Source organism: Enterobacter cloacae complex sp. 402C9 (assembly GCF_050030745.1).
In the GTDB taxonomy this organism is placed as follows: domain Bacteria; phylum Pseudomonadota; class Gammaproteobacteria; order Enterobacterales; family Enterobacteriaceae; genus Enterobacter; species Enterobacter intestinihominis.
Genome location: NZ_JBLGUW010000001.1, coordinates 1,334,110 through 1,355,048 on the forward strand (window position 1 = coordinate 1,334,110; position 20,939 = coordinate 1,355,048).

Below are 20,939 nucleotides of genomic sequence, written 5' to 3' on the forward strand. Positions count from 1 at the left end.
GTCACCATGAAACAACACTCACTGAGCCTGTGGCTCGGTGGGGTGTTGTTCGGCCTGTTAACCTCCGCCGCGCAGGCGGAGCCGTGGACGCTCGAACACACCCTGACCGAAGCCCAGCGCTACTCGGCAGAACTCTCCGCCAGCCGTAACGAAGCGCAGGCGCTGGATGCGATGGCGGATTCCGCCACGCAATTACCTGATCCAAAATTGAAATTCGGTATTGAAAACGTGCCGGTACAGGGCAGCAACGATCGGCGGCTTACGCGCGAAGGGATGACCATGCAGAAGGTTGGCATCATGCAAAGCTACGTCAGCTCAGAGAAGCGGGAACGTAAAGCACAGACTTTTCAGGCGCAGGCGCGAAGCGTGCTGGCAAAATCCGAGGCCGTACGTGCCGCGCTTCAGCGTGATACCGCCCAGGCCTGGCTGGATCTGGCGCTGGCACAGCAGGCGCTGAAAACGGCCAGAACGCTGGTCCGTGAAACGAAACGCCAGCGGGGCGTGCAGAAGGCGAGCGTCGGGGCGGGAGGCGCAACGCCGGACAGCGTACTGGCCCTGCAAATGATCCTCAGCGCCATGCGCGACAAAGAGACGCTGGCGCAGCGGGATGTGCAGCTGGCGCAAAGCCGTCTGCTGGAGCTAACAGGGCACGCTATTACGGCGGTTCGCGGTCCGCTGCCGCGCTATCAGCGCCTTCCTGCCGATGAAAAAACGTTGCAGGAGGGGATTGCCAGACACCCGGAAGTGGAGGCCGCGCGACGTGAAGCAGAGACCGCGAAAGCGCGTTCAGCGCAATCTGCCGTGGCAGCGATACCCGATGTGGATGTGGAGGTCTATTACGCCCACCGCGCCGAAGGCTATGACGATATGGCTGGCGTGATGTTCAGCGTGGATCTGCCTTTGTTCCAGTCAAAACGTCAGGACAAGGATTACGCCGCCGATGTTTCCCGCTCAATGCAGGCGGTGGATCAACTGACGCTGCTCAAACGCGAACACATTGCCCAGGTGCAAACGCTGGTGGCGCAGTATCAGGCTGCGCAAACGGCGTGGCAGCGTCAGCGGGATGAGGTACTACCGTTGCAGCGACAACGGCTGGCGGTGCTGACGGCGCAATATCGTTCTGGACAGTCGGCGCTTCCGGCCCTGCTGGAGGTGCGTCGTGGCGTACTGGATACGGAACTGGCGGTGAACCAGGCGGAGCGCGAAATGGCGCGAACCTGGGCTGCCGTGAACTGGCTGATCCCGCAGGAGCTGGCGCAATGAAAAAAACAACGTTAATGGCGATTGCCATCGCGATAGCTGCCGTTGGCGGCTATTTTGTCGGACAGAAGCAGACGCATCAGCCGGATGCGGCTTCACAACCCTCAGAACGCAAGGTGCTTTACTGGTACGACCCCATGGTGCCCGGTCAGCGCTTCGATAAGCCGGGTAAATCCCCCTTTATGGATATGGATCTGGTCCCACGCTACGCCGATGAAGCGCAGGCGGCGTCAGGCGTGGCCATCAGCACTCAACAGCAGCAAAACCTGGGGATGAAAACCGCCAACGTTGAGATGCGCCAGCTGGTTTCGCCGTTCTCGGCCTTTGCCACGGTTGCAACGGATGAACGTAACGTCTCGGTGTTGTCAGCCCCGGCCAATGGCGTGGTGTCAAAATTGTTTGTTAATGCGCCGCAGCAGCAGGTAAAAGCCGGAGAGGCGCTCGCGCAACTGTGGATCCCGCAGTGGACCGCCGCCCAGCAGGAGTATCTCGCGGTTCGTCAGCTTGGCGATGCCGCATTGACCCGCGCCGCTCGCGAGCGGCTGGCGTTGCAGTTTATGCCAGAAGAGGTCATTCGTTTGCTGGAGCGTAGCGGTAAGCCGCAGACCACGCTCATTCTGCGCACCGACCGGGCGGGCTATGTGGTGAAGCTGGACGTGCGGGAAGGGGCGCAAATCACCGCAACGGCGCCGCTGTTTGAGATCGCCAGCCTCGATCCGGTCTGGCTGGTGGTCGACTACCCGCAAACGCAGGCGCAGTCTCTGGCGGTGGGCAGCAAGGTGGTAGCAACCTCAGAAAGCTGGCCGGGGGAGCAGTTCCACGGCACGGTCAGCGAATTGCTGCCGCAGATGGAGGCGGCCACGCGAACCCTGAAAGCCCGTATCGTGCTGGAAAATTCCGCATATAAGCTGAAGCCGGGCATGTACCTCTCCGTCAGGCGTGCGGAAGAGCTGAAAGGCCCGCCGGTGCTGGCGGTGCCGGAAGAAGCGGTGATTAACAGCGGAGAGTCTGCGCGTCTGCTGCTGGCTACCGGGGACGGTTATTTCCAGCCTGTGACGGTGAAAACCGGCCTGACGGCGCAGGGCTGGACGGCGATCCTGTCCGGGGTCAAAGAGGGCGATAAGGTGGTGACGTCCGGGCAATTCCTGATTGATTCCGAAGCCAGCCTGCGTAGCGTGATGCCGGAGGTGACGCCATGATTGCCGCTGTGATTCGCGCCTCGTTGCGTAACCGCCTGCTGGTGATCCTTGCCGCGCTGATGATGGCCAGCTGGGGCTGGTGGGCGGTGCAGCGCGCGCCGCTGGACGCGTTGCCCGATCTGTCTGATGTGCAGGTCATTATCAAAGCGAGTTACCCCGGGAAAGCGCCGCAGGTGATTGAAGATCAGGTGACCTGGCCGCTGACAACCTCCATGTTGTCTGTGCCGGGCGCCAAAACCGTGCGCGGTTTTTCAATGTTTGGTGACGCTTATGTGTATGTGCTGTTTGAGGATGGCACCGATCTCTACTGGGCGCGATCCCGGGTGCTGGAATATTTAAGCCAGGTACAGGCGCAGTTTCCGCCGGGCGTGAAGGTGTCGCTGGGGCCGGATGCGACGGGCGTGGGCTGGATCTACGAATATGCGCTGATCGACCCTAGTGGAAAACACAGCCTGGCAGATCTGCGGGCCCTTCAGGACTGGACGCTTAAGTTCGAGCTTAAGACGGTACCGAATGTATCTGAAGTGGCAAGCATTGGCGGAATGGTGCGTCAGTATCAGATCGTGGCGGACCCGGCGAAAATGCGCGCGCTGAATATTACCCACAGCCAGCTATCCGGCGCGGTGCAGGCCGCCAATAAAGAGAGCGGCGGCGCCCTGCTGGAGATGGGCGAAGCGGAGTATATGGTGCGGACAACGGGCTATTTGCGCTCGCTGGAGGATTTTCGCAATGTGGTGATCGCCACCCGCGATGGCGTACCTGTCCTGCTGAAAGATGTCGCCACCATTGGCATTGGCCCGGAGATCCGCCGGGGCGTGGCGGAGCTTAACGGTGAAGGGGAGGTTGCTGGCGGCGTAATCGTGATGCGCTACGGGCAGAACGCGCTGGAAACCCTTCGCGCGGTAAAAGCGAAACTGAGCGAGCTGCAAAAAACGCTGCCGCAGGGCGTCGAGATTGTTCCGGTCTACGATCGCTCCACGCTGATTGAGGAGTCGGTCAAAACGCTGACGCACAAGCTGCTCGAAGAGTTTGCCGTGGTGGTACTGGTGTGCGCGCTGTTCCTGTTCCACCTGCGTTCCGCGCTGGTGGCGATGGTTTCTCTGCCGCTGGGGATCCTCGGGGCTTTTGTGGTGATGCACTATCAGGGCATTAACGCGAATATGATGTCGCTCGGCGGGATCGCCATTGCCATCGGAGCGATGGTGGATGCGGCAATTGTCATGATTGAAAACATGCACAAGGTGCTGGAGCAGTGGCGGCATGATAATCCGGGCAAGGAGCCTGCGTCGGGAGAGTACTGGCGTCTGGCGGAAAAGGCGGCGGTTGAAGTGGGACCGGCGCTGTTTTGCAGCCTGTTAATCATCACGCTGTCATTTATACCGGTATTTTCGCTGGAAGCGCAGGAGGGGCGAATGTTCTCGCCGCTGGCGTTCACCAAAACCTGGTCGATGGCCGTGGCCGCCGGGCTTGGGATCACTCTGGTGCCGGTGCTAATGGGCTTCTTTATTCGCGGGAAAATCCCGGATGAGAAGGCAAACCCGATAAACCGCCTCCTGATCCGCCTGTATGAGCCGTTGCTTGATAAGGTACTGACCTTCCCGAAAACGACGCTGGCACTGGCATGTCTGCTGCTGATCGCCACGCTCTGGCCGCTGAGCCGCCTGGGCAGTGAGTTTATGCCGCCGCTGGATGAAGGGGATTTACTCTATATGCCCTCCACGCTGCCGGGGATCTCTGCTCGCGAGGCATCGCGGCTGCTTCAGCAGACGGACCGCTTGATCAAAAGCGTACCGGAGGTGGCGAGCGTGTTTGGCAAAGCTGGTCGGGCGGAGTCGGCAACCGATCCCGCGCCATTAACCATGCTGGAAACAACTATCCACTTTAAGCCCCGCGAGCAGTGGCGGCCTGGAATGACGCCGCAAAAGCTGGTGGAGGAACTCGATAAAACCGTGTCGCTGCCGGGCATTGCCAATGTGTGGGTGCCCCCTGTCCGTAACCGTCTGGACATGCTGGCAACCGGAATCAAAAGCCCGGTCGGCATTAAGGTGAACGGCAATAATATTGCCGACATTGAGCGCGTGGCCCGGCAGATTGAGCAGGTGGTGAAGGACGTTCCTGGCGTCTCCTCGGCGCTGGCGGAGCGACTGGAAGGCGGGCGCTACGTGGATATTCGTATCGACCGGCAAAAAGCCGCGCGCTACGGCGTTTCCGTCGATGAACTGCAAAGCCTGGTCTCCACGCTGGTCGGGGGCGATAACATTGGTGAGGTGATCCAGGGACGCGAGCGGTACCCCATCAACCTGCGTTATCCCCGCGATTTGCGTGATAACGTCGACACGTTGCGGGTGTTGCCGGTAGTAACCGCCAGCGGTAGCCAGGTGGCGCTGGGGGAACTGGCCGATATCGTCGTGACGGAAGGCCCACCGATGCTAAAAAGTGAAAATGCGCGCCTTTCCAGCTGGATCTACGTGGACTTACGCGGGCGCGATCTGAAGTCCGCCGTAGATGAAATGCAAAAACGGGTGGAGGAGAAGGTGGTATTGCCGCAGGGCGTATCTCTCTCCTGGTCCGGGCAGTTTGAATATCTGGAACGGGCGACCGCGACGCTTAAAATAGTCTTACCTGTCACGCTGATGATTATATTCATCCTTTTATGGTTAACCTTCAGGCGGATATCAAATGTCCTGATAATAATGGGGACATTGCCTTTCGCGCTTATTGGTGGGGTGTGGTTATTATGGCTGCTTGAATATAATTTGTCTGTGGCGGGGGCCGTTGGCTTTATCGCCCTTTCCGGGGTGGCAGCAGAATTCGGCGTAATTATGGTTCTATATTTGAATCATGCGCTTGATAAATATCACAGGCTTGAGCCAGAAGGGGGAAATACGGTGCTATTGCGTGCGATCCACGAAGGTGCCGTGCTGCGCGTGCGTCCGAAGGTGATGACGGTCGCCACGATTATGGCGGGACTGCTGCCCATCATGTGGGGCAATGGGAGTGGCTCGGAGGTGATGCAACGTATTGCTGCACCGATGATTGGTGGCATGGTTACTGCACCGTTATTGTCGATGTTAGTTATTCCCGCACTCTACAAATTGTTACATCAACGTTAAAAATGTCAACTGCATGTGCTTATTCAGGCATGCAGTTTATGTATCCTCAGACTATTCTCAGGAACGGGATGGTAATTAGGAATAACCCCCATGCTGTTAAGCGTTCATTCAAGTATTCTGTGCTAAGGTCTGCACCGAATACTAAATATGGTAATGGCATTGTGTTTGTACGAATTAAATTCCCCCTGATTTTATTGTTTATTATTGCGCAGTTATCATTTGCGTCTGCTGTTAATGCACAGAGCAATACAGCGGATAAAAGCTGGTTTACCACCTTCACGGATAACGTTGCGCAAACATGGAACGAACCTGAACATTACGATCTCTATATTCCGGCCATTACGTGGCATGCACGTTTTGCCTACGATAAAGAAAAAACAGACCGTTATAACGAGCGTCCGTGGGGGGCTGGTTTCGGTCAGTCTCGCTGGGATGAAAAAGGTAACTGGCATGGCCTGTACCTGATGGCGTTTAAGGACTCCTACAATAAATGGGAGCCTATTGGTGGCTACGGCTGGGAAAAAACCTGGCGTCCGTTATCAGACGACAACTTCCGTCTTGGGCTGGGCTATACGGCAGGGTTCACGGCGCGTGATAACTGGAAATACATTCCTGTTCCGGTACTGTTGCCGCTTGCCTCCATCGGCTATGGTCCAGCAACGTTTCAGATGACCTACATACCGGGTACGTATAACAACGGTAACGTTTACTTTGCCTGGATGCGGTTTCAGTTTTAACTGAATTTGTCTGGTAAATCGGCCAAAAAACGCACAGACATTGAAATGTAAAGGATAAAAATCGGACAGCGAAAATTAACGCGACTTTTGTCACTTTTTATCAAAGATCCGCTGGACAAAACGCCTCACAATTGTTGTACTGATACCCGACACAGCATTTGTGTCGTTTTTTAATGTAAAGGTAATTTTGATGTCTAAGATTAAAGGTAACGTTAAGTGGTTTAATGAGTCCAAAGGATTCGGTTTCATTACTCCTGAAGATGGCAGCAAAGACGTGTTCGTACACTTCTCTGCAATCCAGTCTAATGGTTTCAAAACTCTGGCTGAAGGTCAGCGCGTAGAGTTCGAAATCACTAACGGTGCCAAAGGCCCTTCTGCTGCTAACGTAATCGCTCTGTAATTCAGACGCGTCAGCAAGAATTTCAAAACCCGCTCAATGAGCGGGTTTTTTTCATTATGAATCAACCAAAAAGATAGATCTTCAGAAAGCTGGCGACGATCGCGACGCTTAGCAATACCATACCCACGCCTGACAGATTCTCTCTCATGCTATCACCCTCGTTCAATATTGAGCCAAGAATGACAGCGAAAAATTAAGCCAACATTAAGGTTGTCGCGCTTAATGTCCGCTGGCGGAGGAAAATAACCAGAATGCGATCGCAGTCATCGCAAACGAGCCAAGCATGTTAACGGCAATGTTCGTCAGCGCCCAGCCCATCCGGCCTTCCTGAAACAGAAACACCACCTCCGCAGAGAAGGTGGAAAACGTCGTTAAACCGCCGCAGAAACCGGTCGTAATCAGTACCTTCCACATAGGGTCGATGTTGGTCATGCGATTAAACCACGCCAGCCCCATCCCGATAATAAATGCCCCGATCAGGTTTGCCGCCAGTGTCCCCATCGGAATGGCCTGATGCAGCGGGTTAAACCGCATGCTTAAGAGCCAGCGCGCAACGCTACCCGTGCCCCCACCAATAAAAACGGCTATAAGTAGTTGTAACACTGTCAATACCTGCTATTTGCTGTGTAAGTGCGTCGAGTGTAACGCTGTTTTTAACCGGGAGACAATTATGTATGTTGCAGTAGGGCAGTTTGCGGTGACGCCGGACTGGAATGAAAACGCGGACAAGTGCATCTCCCTGATGAACCAGGCGAAGCAAAAAGGGGCGGCGCTGCTGGTGCTTCCTGAAGCGTTACTGGCGCGCGATGATGGCGATCCGGACCTGTCGGTAAAGTCTGCGCAAATGCTGGAAGGGGCGTTTCTGAAACGACTGCTGGCCGAAAGCGTCGGTAACGCGCTCACCACCATTTTGACTATCCATGTTCCCTCCACACCGGGGCGGGCGGTGAACACGCTGGTGGCGATACGTGAAGGCGCTATTGTCGCAAGCTACGCCAAACTTCATCTGTATGATGCGTTCAGCGTCCAGGAGTCGCGACTGGTCGATCCGGGGAGTGTAATTCCTCCGCTGATTGAGGTGGAGGGTTTTAAGGTTGGCCTGATGACCTGCTACGATATCCGCTTTCCGGAGCTGGCGCTGAACCTGGCACTACAGGGGGCCGAGGTGCTGGTTCTGCCCGCCGCGTGGGTCAGAGGACCGCTTAAGGAGCATCACTGGGTAACGCTACTGGCCGCACGCGCGCTGGACACCACCTGCTATGTAGTGGCTGCGGGTGAATGTGGCAATAAAAATATCGGGCAGAGCAGGGTTGTCGATCCGCTGGGAGTGACCGTAGCCGCGGCGGCGGAAGCGCCTGCTTTACTGCTGACGGAGATAACGTCAGCACGAATAACGCTTGCGCGTCAGCAATTACCTGTTCTGCGCAACCGCAGGTTTGCGCCACCGCAATTAATATGATGTTTTTTTCAACAATGCTTGATTCACCTTGTTACAGATTGCTATTGTGTGCGCGCGCCTGATGACCGTTAATACGTTCAGGTTTCTTTGGCGCTGAATGCAGCCTGTTTCATGTAAAGAAGGTATTTATGGGTGAGATTAGTATTACCAAACTGCTGGTGGTTGCCGCACTGGTCGTCCTGCTGTTCGGTACCAAGAAGTTACGCACGCTGGGTGGAGACCTGGGTGCTGCCATTAAGGGCTTTAAGAAAGCAATGAACGATGACGACGCGGCAGCGAAGAAAAGTGCCGAAGATGACATCGCAGCACAGAAGCTTTCACACAAAGAGTAATGGCAATGCTGCAAGGCTTGCATAAAAAAACCGGCTCACGAGGCCGGTTTTTTGTTTTACTGTAAATAAGTTTTACAGCTTTATTTCACTTCTTCGCCCTTCGCCTGCATATCGGCGTGATAAGAGGAGCGAACAAACGGACCGCACGCAGCGTGGGTAAAGCCCATCGCCATCGCTTCGGCTTTCATTTCATCGAACTCATCCGGACTCACGTAACGCTGTACAGGCAGGTGGTGACGGCTTGGCTGTAGATACTGCCCCAGCGTCAGCATGGTGACGCCGTGGCGGCGCAGATCGCGCATCACTTCAATGATCTCAGCGTTGGTTTCACCCAGTCCCACCATCAGGCCAGACTTGGTAGGAATATGCGGATGGGCTTCTTTAAAGCGCTCCAGCAGCTTCAGCGACCAGTTGTAATCTGCACCTGGACGCACCTGACGGTAGATACGCGGTACGTTCTCCAGGTTGTGGTTGAACACGTCTGGTGGCGTCGCGGTCAGGATATCGAGCGCGCGGTCCATACGGCCACGGAAGTCCGGCACCAGCGTCTCAATCTTAATGTTCGGGCTTTTTTCGCGGATGGCGGTAATGCAGTCAGCGAAATGCTGAGCACCGCCATCGCGCAGATCGTCACGGTCAACGGAGGTGATAACAACATAACGCAGCGCCATATCGGCAATGGTCTGCGCCAGTTTTTGCGGTTCGTTAGCGTCAGGCGCAACAGGACGGCCATGGGCAACGTCACAGAACGGGCAGCGGCGGGTGCAGATGGCACCCAGAATCATAAACGTCGCGGTACCGTGATTGAAACATTCAGCAAGGTTAGGGCAGGAGGCCTCTTCACAGACAGAGTGGAGGCCATTTTTGCGCATCGCCGCTTTGATCCCCTGAATACGCGAAGAGTCAGCCGGAAGTTTAATTTTCATCCATTCCGGTTTTCTTAACAGCGCCTCGCGCTCTGTAGCCACGTTTTTAACCGGGATAAGGGCCATTTTATCGGCATCGCGGTATTTAACACCGCGTTCCATCACAATGGGTTTACTCATAGCGTGCGTGTTCCAGTTGCGAATATCGAAGGAAAGCGTTTCAATTCAAGGGAATGTTGTAATTATCAACTATTTTTGAACGAACGACAGGCAGTATATCATTTAAAGGGGCGGTAAAGCAGCCTGCCAGGTCGCCAATTTGTAAAATAGTTGTTGTTTTGTGCCTTTTGCCCCGCATGCGGCAGGGCCTTACGCTGAAAGGCGGATCAAAAAGTCTGGCGGATCACATTGATGACGTTTTCCAGCACCGGATCGCGCAGGCTTAGCTTGTTGTAATGCAGTGAGATTTCAATAGATTCCGTCGTAAGTTGACTTAATGGAATGCTCTCCAGTGGCCAGCACTTTTGAAGCAAAGTGAAGAGACGCACAGGCATGATACAGAGCAAGTCGCTGCTGCCAATCAGGGCCGCGAGGGTAAACATATTGTAACTGCTAAAGCTGATCGGACGATCCGGGAAGAGTTCGTCAATACGTTGTCGCAGCGGATCCTGACCCTGTCCTTCGGACATAAATGTCGCATGTTCGTAATGGCGCAAATTTTCTGGCGTCAAAGGTGCGCTCAACGCAGGGTGAGCCTGACGACAAACGAGCGCCAGAGTGTCGGTATAAAGTACGTTATGCCCTAACGCTCTGGCCGTAAAGCTATTGCCGTCGATGATCAGGTCCGTCTGGAATTGCGCCAGCTGTGTTTCCGGATCGGTGACGGGCACGTTGCGGATAAGCAACTGTGGCGCATGCTGTTTCACCGCCTGATAGATGGCCGGCATGACCAGAACGCCCACTGAGGGAGAGGTGCCTATGGTGATAGTTCGTTGCTTATCATAACTGCCGGTGAGATCCAGCGCGCCCAGTATTGATTCCAGACCCTGGCTGATGTACTCGTGCAGATGGGTGGCGTACGCAGTTGGGGTTACGCCCTGGCCTTTACGAATAAATAACGGATCGGGAAATATCGCGCGCAATTTTTGAATTGACTGGCTAATAGCAGAGGGCGTGAGATTAAGAATTTTCGCAGCATTAACGATACCTTTATGGACATATACCGCCTCAAAAATAGTCAATAAATTGAGATCAATATTACGTAAAGTCCGAAAAATTTGCGGCTTATCTTCGCCGCTGGTTTCATTCAGGCGTTTGGCTGGTAAATTAGTAGGCTCCACGCTCTTACTCCGTATCCATTCACAATATGAATGATAGTTGAATTTATTTATTATGCTTGCAGAGATTCGTAAAGTGTTTAGTAAGTTTCCATTATTTATCGAAAACAAGCAGTTGGGTGATTGTCACGCACGTTACACGAAACCCGGCGATGGTTCTATTAAGGTTCTAATTAATATGTGACGCTAATATATGGGCGACTCGAAAATATAGAATATGCGGTTTATTGTAAAGCGTAAATGCGGTAATTAAGCAGTGGCTGGTCAAATAATTGAGCCACTGCCCGAGGTGAGTTAAGCAGCAATATATTCGTAGGTGGGATTGTTAAGCAGTGCTAAAAAGTTCTTCAGAAGCACGGGCCGGATATTGTCAGGCGTGGCGGTATCGACCCACTGGCGCATTTGCGTCATTTCCATACCGGCATACCCACATGGGTTGATGCGCTGGAAGGGGGCCAAATCCATATTGATATTCAGCGCCAGCCCGTGGAACGAGCAGCCTTTGCGGATACGCAGCCCCAGCGAACAGATCTTCATCTCTCCCACATAAACGCCCGGGGCATCGGCGCGAGGGTGAGCGTCAATATCGTACTCAGCCAGCGTATTCACCACGGTTTGCTCCAGTAAGGTCACGAGCTCACGCACGCCCAGCTTTCTGCGTTTCAGGTTAAGCAGAACATACATCACCTGCTGGCCCGGGCCGTGGTAGGTCACCTGTCCACCGCGATCGCTCTGGATCACCGGGATATCACCCGTCATCAATAAATGTTCGGCTTTTCCTGCCTGGCCTTGAGTAAACACCGGCAAGTGTTCAACCAGCCAGATTTCATCAGGGGTGGTGTCATCGCGCATATCGGTAAAGTCATGCATAGCCTGAGAGACTGGCTCGTAAGGCTGTAGCCCAAGATGGCGGACAAGAATTTTATCCTGGTACAAAAGGATGTCTCCGAAGACAAGGGAGAATAGGTAACGGGGAGTATATCACAGCGGGAAAGTGGGTTACCCGGCAAACCGGGTAACCGCAGAAGGACTACAGCACCATACGAACAATTTCAATATTGCCGAGCTCTTCGTACAGCGTCTCAACCTGCTCAATGTGTGTCGCAGTGATGGTGATTGAGACCGAGTGGTAGTTACCTTTGCTGCTCGGTTTGACTGATGGAGAGTAGTCGCCCGGCGCATGGCGCTGTACCACTTCAACCACCTGATCAACCAGCTCAGGTTTCGCCAGACCCATTACTTTGTAAGTAAAAGGGGTAGGGAATTCAAGCAGTTCGTTAAGTTTGGTTTTCATGTCAGCTCCGGCGTGTGTATAAAAAATAATAACTCCCGCCACGGGGCGGGAGTTTTACTGATACGTAGTATATGGGGATCAAAATCACACTTTCAAGTGTTCAATTTTTAACCAAACCAGTGATGGAACATCAGCTTAATGTAATCAATGATTTTGCCGAAGAAATTGCCTTCAGGAATTTCCTCCAGCACCACCAGCGGGCGCTGATCGATGGTTTTTCCATCCAGCTGGAAGTTGATGGTACCCACGACCTGATTCTTTTGCAGCGGGGCGTGCAGCTCGGTGGTATTCAGCACGTAGCTGGCTTTCAGATCTTTCATACGACCGCGTGGGATCGTCAGATAGAGATCTTTGTCCACACCCAGGGAAGCACGGTCGTTATCGCCAAACCAGACAGGTTCAGAGGCAAATTCTTTACCGGCTTTCAGCGGATTCACGGTTTCGAAGAAGCGGAAGCCCCAGGTCAGCAGTTTTTTACTTTCCGTTTCGCGTCCTTTAAACGTGCGGCCCCCCATCACGGCAGAGATCAGACGCATCTGGCCTTCAGTGGCAGAAGCCACCAGGTTATAGCCGGCTTTGTCGGTGTGACCAGTTTTGATGCCGTCGACGTTCAGGCTATTGTCCCACAGCAGGCCGTTACGGTTGGTCTGACGAATGCCGTTGAAGGTGAACTCTTTCTCTTTGTAGATAGAGTACTCGTTTGGCACATCGCGGATCAGCGCCTGACCGATCAGCGCCATGTCACGCGCGGAGCTGTACTGACCTTCGGCGTCCAGGCCGTGAACGGTCTGGAAGTGGCTGTTTTTCAGGCCCAGCGCAGAGACGTAGCTGTTCATCAGGCCCACAAACGCGTCCTGGCTGCCCGCTGCAAAATCGGCCATTGCCACGCAGGCGTCGTTACCGGACTGCAAGTTGATGCCACGGATAAGCTGAGAGACCGGAACCTGCATGCCTGGCTTCAGGAACATCAGCGATGAACCTTTGAACACCGGGTTGCCGGTTGCCCACGCATCGTTACCGATAGTCACCAGATCGGTTTCTTTAAATTTACCCGCTTTCATGGCCTGGCCGATAACATAGCTGGTCATCATTTTGGTCAGGCTGGCCGGGTCGCGGCGGGCATCGGCGTTCTGTTCTGCCAGAACTTTGCCGGAGTTGTAATCAATCAGGATGTAGGATTCCGCGTCGATCTGCGGAACGCCAGGGATCATGGTCTTGATGTTCAGGTCATCCGCGTGAGCTGCGGAGAACGCAGCAGCGCAAAGGGCCGTGGTCAGCGCCATGCGCTGCACAAAACGAGCAGAAAAAGTGGTCTTCATGGTCAGAACTACGACATCCGTGATGGAATTAAAAAAAGTGCCTTACTATAGCAAATGCTATACGGGCAGGCATCCGACTTTCATCATGAGAGTGTTAACGTGGTTTACACAAACTGACATTTCGGATACCACCGATTAATTACTTCGCAACAGCGATAAACGACTGGAGCTGCGCCTCGCTCTGCAAACGCTGTTGCAGGGATGCTGCCTGCGATTTGCTGGCAAACGGACCCATCTGGATGCGCCATACCGCACCGTTTTGCTCAACGCGGCCTGGCACGCCAAACTGCTTGCTTAAACGCTGCTGATATTGCTCTGCACGGGTCCGATCGCTGACGGCGCCAACCTGAACCACGTAGCTGCCGCTCGCCGTCGCAGGCGCCGCAGTCTGCGTAGCAGCAGGTGCGGTTACCGGAGCGGGTTGTGCAGCGGGTGCAGCAACAACGGGCACAGGCGCTGGGGCAGGTTCATTTGATTCAATCACGCCCGGCGCTAACGTGGTGGGTGCACCAAGGAAACCACTGCTTTTCACCGGGGCGCCTGTCGCATCTTCACTTTGTAGCGTATCGTTGCTGATGGCGTGCACTTCACCCTGCGGCTGCGCGGGCTCTGCTGGCATTGAAGCGCCCCCCATACCTCCGCTTAGATCCGGGCGTGCGGGCAGGGCGTAGGTCTGTTTCGCGACCGTGGTACAGGCCGTGCCCGGGCCAGACAGCGAACCATCCTGCGCCACGATAATCGGGTCGATACGCACTTTTGTATTATTTGAGGTATTCAGACGGTCGGCTGCCGCGCGTGACAGGGAGATCACGCGATCGTTGCCGTAAGGGCCACGATCGTTGATACGTACCACGATCATCCGGCCATTCGCCAGGTTAGTGATGCGCGCATAGCTTGGAATAGGCAGTGTCGGGTGTGCCGCCGTGATCTGCATCGGATCGAAGGTTTCACCTGACGCGGTCAGATTGCTGCCTGGCTCAGCGTCATAGATGGCAGCAAAGCCGGCCTGGCTGAAACGGGAAGGATCCTGAACGATTTTATAGCTTTTACCGTCGCGCTGATAATCCTGATTCACGCTGGCGTTCAGCGGTTCATAAACGGGATCGGCACCGCTAATTTCAACAATCGGGCCATTACAGACCGCAGGCTGCGGCGGCGCGACGGTTGCCTGTTGCTGACCATCATCACTTGTACAGGCGGCAAGTAAACTTGCTGCGATGCAGATCCCCAGCCACTGCTTACGCATTGCGATCCCCTTATTTTTATACGCTTTTGGACAACATTTTCCTGTGGGTATGGATCGACATGACGATACCAAACCCGGCCATCAACACGATCAGTGCCGAGCCCCCGTAACTCACCAGCGGCAGCGGTACGCCAACAACCGGCAGAATACCACTCACCATACCAATATTTACGAAGACATAAACGAACAAAATCAACATTAATCCACCCGCCATAACCCGGCCAAAGGTGGTCTGCGCGCGTGCGGCAATGTAGAGCCCACGCATGATCAACAGCACGTAGAGTGCAAGCAGCACCAGAATGCCAACCAGCCCTAACTCCTCAGCCAGAACGGCAAAGATAAAGTCGGTGTGGCGTTCCGGTAAAAATTCGAGCTGCGACTGTGTCCCGTGCAGCCAGCCTTTTCCGCGCAGGCCGCCGGAGCCAATCGCAATCTTCGACTGAATAATATGATAGCCTGCGCCCAGCGGATCGGTCTCGGGATCGAGCAGCATCATCACGCGCTGGCGCTGGTAATCATGCATCAGGAAGAACCAGAGAATAGGAATAAAGGCAGCCAGCAGGACCACCGCGATGCCGATCAGACGCCAGCTCAGGCCGGACAGGAACAGGACGAACAGGCCGGAGAGGGCGATGAGAATCGAGGTACCGAGGTCAGGCTGTGCGGCCACGAGCAGCGTCGGCAGGAAAATCAGCACCAGCGCAATGGCGGTATTCTTCAACGACGGCGGGCAGACGTCGCGGTTAATGAAGCGCGCCACCATCAGCGGAACGGCGATTTTGGCGATTTCTGACGGCTGGAAGCGGACAATTCCCAGATCCAGCCAGCGTTGCGCCCCCTTCGAGATAGCACCGAACGCATCTACTGCCACCAGCAAAATGATACAGAAAATATAGAGATAGGGCGCCCAGCCCTCATACACGCGCGGTGGTATTTGCGCCATCACCACCATAATGACCAGACCCATGGCGATCTGGCCAACTTTACGCTCCATCATGCCGATATCCTGGCCGCTGGCGCTCCAGATAACGAGGGCGCTGTACACCAGCAGAGCCAGCAGGATCAGCAGCATGGCAGGGTCGATGTGGATCTTGTCCCACAGCGATTTTTTATTCGGATTATCCGTCATGATTATTGGTCCTCCGCCGCAGCGGCTGCCGGGTTTTCAGCTGGCAGTTCGGTGTTGTTATCACCCAGCATGATGTGGTCGAGGATTTGACGCATGATGGTACCCACCGCCGGGCCTGCGCCGCCGTTCTCAAGAATCATCGCCACCGCAACTTGCGGGTTATCATAAGGGGCAAACGCCGTCATGAGCTTGTGGTCACGCAGACGTTCAGCAATTTTATGTGCGTTATAGGTTTCATTCGCTTTCAGACCGAAGACCTGAGCCGTACCTGATTTCGCGGCAACCTTATACGGTGCGCCAGCGAAATATTTGTGCGCCGTCCCGTTAGGGCGGTTGGCTACGCCATACATCCCGTCTTTCGCGATTTCCCAGTACCCGGAATGAATGTCACCCACCGGCGGCTCGTGCGGCTGTATCCACGGCACTTTTTTGCCGTCTTCTACGGTGCTTTGCAGCAGGTGCGGTACTTTCACAACGCCATCGTTGATGAGGATCATCATCGCCTTGTTCATTTGCAGCGGCGTTGCCGTCCAGTAGCCCTGGCCGATCCCCACCGGAATGGTATCACCCTGATACCAGGGTTTTTTAAAGCGCTTCAGCTTCCATTCGCGGGTTGGCATGTTGCCGGAACGTTCTTCCGCCAAATCTATACCGGTGTAATGTCCGTAGCCGAATTTGCTCATCCATTCAGACAGACGATCAATACCCATGTCGTAGGCGACCTGATAGAAGAAGGTATCCGCCGACTCCTCCAGTGATTTGGTCACGTTCAGATGGCCGTGACCCCATTTTTTCCAGTCACGGTAGCGTTTTTCAGAGCCAGGCAACTGCCACCAGCCAGGGTCAAACAGACTGGTATTACGAGTAATGACGCCCGCGCTCAGCGCAGAAACGGCGACATACGGTTTTACCGTTGAGGCTGGAGGATAAACCCCCTGCGTGGCGCGGTTCACCAGCGGGGTGTTTGGATCGTTGAGCAGGCCGGAGTAATCCTTGCTGGAGATGCCATCCACGAAGAGGTTCGGATCGTAGCTTGGCATAGAAACCATCGCCAGAATACCGCCGGTACGTGGGTCGGTCACGATCACGGCGGCCCGGCTACCCGCCAGCAGCGTTTCGATATACTGCTGTAGCTTCAGGTCGAGCGTCAGATAAACGTCATGTCCCGCCTGTGGGGGAACCTCTTTGAGCTGACGGATCACGCGGCCACGGTTGTTAACTTCAACCTCTTCATACCCGGTCTGACCGTGCAGGACATCTTCGTAATAACGTTCAATCCCAAGCTTGCCAATATCATGGGTTGCGGCGTAGTTAGCCAGCTTGCCGTCTTTATCAAGGCGTTCGACGTCTTTATCGTTAATTTTGGAGACGTAGCCTATGACGTGCGTCAGCGCGGAGCCGTAAGGATAGTAGCGACGTTTATAGCCTTTGACTTCCACACCGGGGAAACGGTACTGGTTAACGGCAAAACGGGCGACCTGCACTTCCGTCAGGTTGGTTTTTACCGGAATAGAGGTGAAGCGGTGAGAACGTGCGCGCTCTTTTTTGAACGCAGCGATGTCGTCATCAGTCAGGTCGACAACGCTTCTCAGCGCGTTCAGCGTATCCTGCACGTTATCCACTTTCTCCGGCATCATCTCTATCTGGTAGATGGTGCGGTTTAGCGCCAGCGGGGTGCCGTTACGATCGTAGATAATGCCGCGGCTGGGCGCGATGGGCACCAGCTTGATACGGTTTTCGTTTGAGCGGGTCTGGTAATCGGTATAGCGGACAATTTGCAGATTATAGAGGTTGGCGATCAGCACGCCGGTAAGCAGCAAAATCCCCGTAAAGGCGACCAGCGCCCGGCGCACAAACAGCGCGGACTCAGCCGTATAGTCGCGAAAAGAATTCTGTAGTTTCATCCGCTGCTTAAATTACCCTGGTCAGTCATTACTCGCGGTGATAAGGGTGGTTGGTAGTGATGCTCCATGCGCGATACAAACTTTCTGCCACGAGAACCCGCACAAGCGGGTGGGGCAACGTCAGCGCCGAGAGTGACCAACTTTGTTCTGCTGCCGCTTTGCAGGCGGGAGATAACCCCTCTGGTCCGCCAATCAACAGACTGACATCACGACCATCCTGCTTCCAGCGCTCCAGTTCGTGCGCCAGCTGCGGCGTATCCCAGGGTTTTCCCGGGATATCGAGGGTCACGATGCGGTTTTTGCCTGCGGCAGCCAGCATCAGCTCTCCCTCTTTATCGAGAATACGTTTGATATCTGCGTTCTTGCCGCGCTTTCCTGCTGGGATTTCCACCAGTTCGAACGGCATATCTTTTGGGAAACGACGCAGATACTCAGTAAAACCGGTTTGTACCCAATCCGGCATTTTGGTGCCGACGGCGACCAGTTGCAACTTCACGCATTAACCCCAGAGTTTTTCCAGCTCATACAGGCGACGGCTCTCTTCCTGCATGACGTGGACAATCACATCGCCGAGATCGACAACCACCCAGTCAGCGGTCGCTTCACCTTCAACGCCCAGCGGAAGCAGCCCTGCCGCGCGCGATTCCTGAACAACATGGTCAGCAATCGAAACAACGTGACGAGTTGAGGTCCCGGTGCAGATGATCATGCAGTCGGTGATGCTGGATTTACCCTTAACGTCGATAGCGATGATGTCCTGACCTTTCAGGTCATCAATTTTGTCGATAACAAAATCCTGGAGTGCTTTACCCTGCAAGTTTTCCCCCTGGGTGAATGAGATTGTACAACTATGAATTCGTGGCCAGTCAGTATACCTGAACTGACGCCAGTCGCGGGACAAATGTCACCGCCCGGCTTTTGAAGGCGGGTATCATCCCACCCTCCGCCTGAGATTGCATCGCCATTTTTGTAAAACAATTTCTGTAAAGCAGCGATCGGCGGGAAAGTCTGGCAGCGGAGGATATCAGTATGGCTTAGCCTGTCAAGGCAGGATAAACATTAACAGACAATTTCGCCGGTGATGATCAGGCATCTGTACTTTTCTGATACAAACCGTGTGCGTGGATATAGGCCAGCACGGGCGAGGGCAGGAGAGCGTCACAGTCTAAACCCTGCTGAAGACGCTCGCGGATGAGGGTCGCGGAAATATCAAACCACGGCGTTTCAGCGAGGTAAATTTTCCCGGCGGGTAGACTGTGCAGGTCTTCTATATTGTCCGTCAGATGCGTGTCAAGCCACTGCTGATGCTGCGCGTCGCGCATGGTCAACGGGTAGCCCGGACGGCGGCAGACCAGCAGATGACTGTTTTCCAGAATGGTTTCGTACTGGTACCAGCTGGGAAAGTTGAGCAAGGAATCCTGGCCGATGATAAACGCCAGCGGTTGCATGGGCCCCTGCTCAGCGCGCCACTCCCGCAGCGTTTGCGATGTCCAGGAAGGGGTATCCCTGCGCAATTCGCGCTCATCCAGCGTGAAGAGAGGCTTATCTGCGATAGCCAGCGCGAGCATCGCTTTGCGCTGCTCGCTGGTTGCTTCTGGCTGAGGACGATGCGGAGGAACATTGTTGGGCATGATGATTACCCGCTGCAACCCAATCAAATTCGCGAGGATTTCTACCGGCTTAAGATGCCCATAGTGTACCGGGTCGAAGGTCCCGCCATACATTGCCTGTAAAGAATGCATATCACCCATCGATAAATACGTCTGCCAGCGCCTTATGGCAGAGCAGCAAAGAGAGACTCTCCAGCTCCGCCCAGACAGACTGGCCGTAGTCCTGTTTTAACGTCAGTTCGGCGCGCATCAGAAGTTGCACTGCCTGACGCAACTGCTCCTGGCTCAGGCGGTTTATCGCCTCCGTGGTCATCGCCCGACGGTTCTGCCAGACGCGATGCTTATCGAATAAGGCGCGCAGGGGCGTATGTGCCGACTGACGTTTAAGGTTGTTCAGCAGCAGTAATTCGCGCTGGAGCGTGCGGAGCAGAATGACCGGCTCACTCCCTTCCAGGCGCAGCTGTTGCAGTATGTGCAGGGCTCGCTTACTTTTCGCCGACAGCAGCGCATCAACCCAGTGGAAGGGAGTAAAGTGCGCGGCATCATTCACCGCCTGTTCCACGCGCGGTAGCGTCAGCTTGCCATCGGGCCACAGCAGGGCGAGCCTGTCCAGCGCCTGCGCCAGTGCCAGAAGGTTGCCTTCATAGCAATAGCAAAGGAGCTGGCTGGCGGCATCATCCAGTTGCAGATTGTGCAGCTTTGCGCGCGCGGCAACCCATTTTGGCAGATGCGCCTGTTCTGGCGTCTGGCAGGTGACCAGTACCGCATTGGTAGCAAGCTGGGTAAACCAGGTCGCGTTTTCCTGCGCTTTCGTGAACTTGTTACCGCGTACGATAAGCAGCAGATCGCCGTGTAATAAACTCACCAGCATGGTCAGCTGTTCATTGATGGCCGCGTTAGGACCATTCTCTGGCAGCACGATCTGGATTGTCTGACGAGAGGCAAACAGGCTCATGGCCTGACAAAGCGAGAAGATAGCGTTCCAGTCGGTACTGTTATCGATCTGGAACGTATGATGCTCATCGAAACCCTGCGCGGCTGCCGCATGGCGAACCGCATCAAGGCTTTCCTGAAGTAACAGGGGGTCATTGCCGAGTAGCAGATAGGCCGCGCGCAGCCCTTCGTTGAGCTGCGCGCGGAGTTGTTCAGGATACAACCTGATCATCAGTTACCCAGCGACGTTGGCATATCCGGCGTGCTCGCATCCGGTGTTTCGATAACGTCAGCGCCTTTTTTCGTCGACGCGGCAATGGCAGGCAGTCTGCGGATCAGTTGCTCCGCGGCCTTATCATACATTTCCTTGATGATAATCTGCTGTTCGGCGTCTTTTGCCAGGGCCGTCTGCGGGTTATCGAAGAACGAGCGGTAGACTTTGGTATTGATAGGGTAAATATCTTTACCTGGCATTAAAACGGCCGCATCAACGGTAAGCACCATTTGATATTCCGCGGTTCGTCCATCCTGGAAGATCGATGCCGTATCTTGTGACAGCGTTGATTTCAGGACGCGGAGCGAAGGAACATCCTGACGCAGGGTTCCCTTCTCGATCAGCTCAACATCGTTCAAACGCAGCTGGTTACGAATGGCCCGGCTCAGCGGTCCATTCGGATCGGATGAGTCGAAGATCATTGTTTTCATCTGAGCCGGCACTGCCGTGGTATTGCGCAGGTGCCAGCCGCAGCCAGCGGTGACCAGCACCGCCAGAGATAAGAGTATTGTTGCCAGGTGTCGCAC

21 protein-coding genes are annotated in these 20,939 nt (G+C 54.8%); 7 read left to right on the forward strand and 14 right to left on the reverse strand.

All coding sequences use genetic code 11. The features are described 5' to 3' along the window. The first annotated feature begins 6 nt into the window (after positions 1-6). From ACQG1K_RS06340 to cspE, 5 genes are all read left to right on the forward strand, one after another. Positions 7-1,263 (forward strand): TolC family protein, encoded by a 1,257-nt coding sequence (locus ACQG1K_RS06340; RefSeq protein ID WP_426760313.1) that lies wholly within the window; start codon positions 7-9, stop codon positions 1,261-1,263. Beyond that, on the forward strand, positions 1,260-2,459 hold the full coding sequence (locus tag ACQG1K_RS06345) for an efflux RND transporter periplasmic adaptor subunit (protein ID WP_199126047.1): 1,200 nt from the start codon (positions 1,260-1,262) through the stop codon (positions 2,457-2,459). The genes ACQG1K_RS06340 and ACQG1K_RS06345 overlap by 4 nt, the downstream gene beginning before the upstream one ends. Next, the gene (locus tag ACQG1K_RS06350) at positions 2,456-5,572 is read left to right on the forward strand and encodes an efflux RND transporter permease subunit (protein ID WP_126292018.1); all 3,117 of its coding nucleotides are present in this window, start codon (positions 2,456-2,458) and stop codon (positions 5,570-5,572) included. Before ACQG1K_RS06345 ends, ACQG1K_RS06350 begins: the two co-directional genes overlap by 4 nt. Positions 5,573-5,733: 161 nt before the next feature. Further along, a complete protein-coding gene (gene pagP, locus ACQG1K_RS06355; protein WP_367075682.1) occupies positions 5,734-6,309 on the forward strand; it encodes a lipid IV(A) palmitoyltransferase PagP in 576 nt (191 codons plus the stop codon). A 190-nt stretch (positions 6,310-6,499) separates the two neighbouring features. After that, positions 6,500-6,709, forward strand: coding sequence for a transcription antiterminator/RNA stability regulator CspE (gene cspE / locus ACQG1K_RS06360; RefSeq protein WP_002439184.1), 210 nt, complete (start codon positions 6,500-6,502; stop codon positions 6,707-6,709). A gap of 219 nt (positions 6,710-6,928) precedes the next feature. Here cspE and crcB read toward each other — a convergent pair whose 3' ends face one another. After that, positions 6,929-7,312, reverse strand: a complete 384-nt coding sequence (gene crcB, locus ACQG1K_RS06365) for a fluoride efflux transporter CrcB (RefSeq protein ID WP_017382474.1) — start codon at positions 7,310-7,312, stop codon at positions 6,929-6,931. 67 nt (positions 7,313-7,379) lie between these two features. On the opposite strand from crcB, the gene ACQG1K_RS06370 reads away from it, so the two are divergent. Together ACQG1K_RS06370 and tatE are read left to right on the forward strand one after the other, a co-directional pair. After that, positions 7,380-8,168 carry a deaminated glutathione amidase gene (locus tag ACQG1K_RS06370; RefSeq protein ID WP_022647423.1) on the forward strand — a complete coding sequence of 263 codons (789 nt, stop codon included), beginning with the start codon at positions 7,380-7,382 and terminating at the stop codon, positions 8,166-8,168. A 128-nt stretch (positions 8,169-8,296) separates the two neighbouring features. Continuing rightward, the gene (gene tatE / locus ACQG1K_RS06375) at positions 8,297-8,500 is read left to right on the forward strand and encodes a twin-arginine translocase subunit TatE (RefSeq protein WP_022647424.1); all 204 of its coding nucleotides are present in this window, start codon (positions 8,297-8,299) and stop codon (positions 8,498-8,500) included. Positions 8,501-8,580: 80 nt separating this feature from the next. Here tatE and lipA read toward each other — a convergent pair whose 3' ends face one another. The 13 genes from lipA to lptE form a co-directional block, all read right to left on the reverse strand. Beyond that, on the reverse strand, positions 8,581-9,546 hold the full coding sequence (gene lipA, locus ACQG1K_RS06380) for a lipoyl synthase (RefSeq protein WP_006809637.1): 966 nt from the start codon (positions 9,544-9,546) through the stop codon (positions 8,581-8,583). A 206-nt stretch (positions 9,547-9,752) separates the two neighbouring features. Continuing rightward, positions 9,753-10,706: a YbeF family transcriptional regulator gene (locus tag ACQG1K_RS06385; protein ID WP_022647425.1), complete on the reverse strand. Its 954-nt coding sequence runs from the start codon at positions 10,704-10,706 to the stop codon at positions 9,753-9,755. A gap of 291 nt (positions 10,707-10,997) precedes the next feature. Continuing rightward, the gene (lipB, locus tag ACQG1K_RS06390; RefSeq protein ID WP_367075679.1) at positions 10,998-11,639 is read right to left on the reverse strand and encodes a lipoyl(octanoyl) transferase LipB; all 642 of its coding nucleotides are present in this window, start codon (positions 11,637-11,639) and stop codon (positions 10,998-11,000) included. Between the two features lie 94 nt (positions 11,640-11,733). Continuing rightward, positions 11,734-11,997: a DUF493 family protein YbeD gene (ybeD, locus tag ACQG1K_RS06395; protein WP_003858718.1), complete on the reverse strand. Its 264-nt coding sequence runs from the start codon at positions 11,995-11,997 to the stop codon at positions 11,734-11,736. 107 nt (positions 11,998-12,104) lie between these two features. Beyond that, positions 12,105-13,316, reverse strand: coding sequence for a D-alanyl-D-alanine carboxypeptidase DacA (gene dacA, locus ACQG1K_RS06400; RefSeq protein WP_003858714.1), 1,212 nt, complete (start codon positions 13,314-13,316; stop codon positions 12,105-12,107). Between the two features lie 139 nt (positions 13,317-13,455). Further along, the gene (gene rlpA / locus ACQG1K_RS06405) at positions 13,456-14,562 is read right to left on the reverse strand and encodes an endolytic peptidoglycan transglycosylase RlpA (protein ID WP_367075677.1); all 1,107 of its coding nucleotides are present in this window, start codon (positions 14,560-14,562) and stop codon (positions 13,456-13,458) included. A gap of 16 nt (positions 14,563-14,578) precedes the next feature. Next, complete coding sequence (mrdB, locus tag ACQG1K_RS06410; RefSeq protein WP_022647428.1) at positions 14,579-15,691, reverse strand: peptidoglycan glycosyltransferase MrdB; 1,113 nt, start codon at positions 15,689-15,691, stop codon at positions 14,579-14,581. Between the two features lie 2 nt (positions 15,692-15,693). After that, on the reverse strand, positions 15,694-17,595 hold the full coding sequence (gene mrdA, locus ACQG1K_RS06415) for a peptidoglycan DD-transpeptidase MrdA (protein WP_015571138.1): 1,902 nt from the start codon (positions 17,593-17,595) through the stop codon (positions 15,694-15,696). 28 nt (positions 17,596-17,623) lie between these two features. Further along, positions 17,624-18,091, reverse strand: coding sequence for a 23S rRNA (pseudouridine(1915)-N(3))-methyltransferase RlmH (rlmH, locus tag ACQG1K_RS06420; RefSeq protein ID WP_003858701.1), 468 nt, complete (start codon positions 18,089-18,091; stop codon positions 17,624-17,626). Positions 18,092-18,094: 3 nt separating this feature from the next. Then, positions 18,095-18,412, reverse strand: a complete 318-nt coding sequence (gene rsfS / locus ACQG1K_RS06425) for a ribosome silencing factor (protein WP_003858696.1) — start codon at positions 18,410-18,412, stop codon at positions 18,095-18,097. A 268-nt stretch (positions 18,413-18,680) separates the two neighbouring features. Beyond that, entirely contained in the window at positions 18,681-19,346 is a 666-nt protein-coding gene (gene nadD, locus ACQG1K_RS06430) for a nicotinate-nucleotide adenylyltransferase (protein ID WP_063853988.1), read from the reverse strand. Continuing rightward, positions 19,339-20,370: a DNA polymerase III subunit delta gene (holA, locus tag ACQG1K_RS06435; protein WP_063138041.1), complete on the reverse strand. Its 1,032-nt coding sequence runs from the start codon at positions 20,368-20,370 to the stop codon at positions 19,339-19,341. The genes nadD and holA overlap by 8 nt, the downstream gene beginning before the upstream one ends. After that, a complete protein-coding gene (lptE, locus tag ACQG1K_RS06440) occupies positions 20,370-20,939 on the reverse strand; it encodes an LPS assembly lipoprotein LptE (protein WP_022647432.1) in 570 nt (189 codons plus the stop codon). Before lptE ends, holA begins: the two co-directional genes overlap by 1 nt.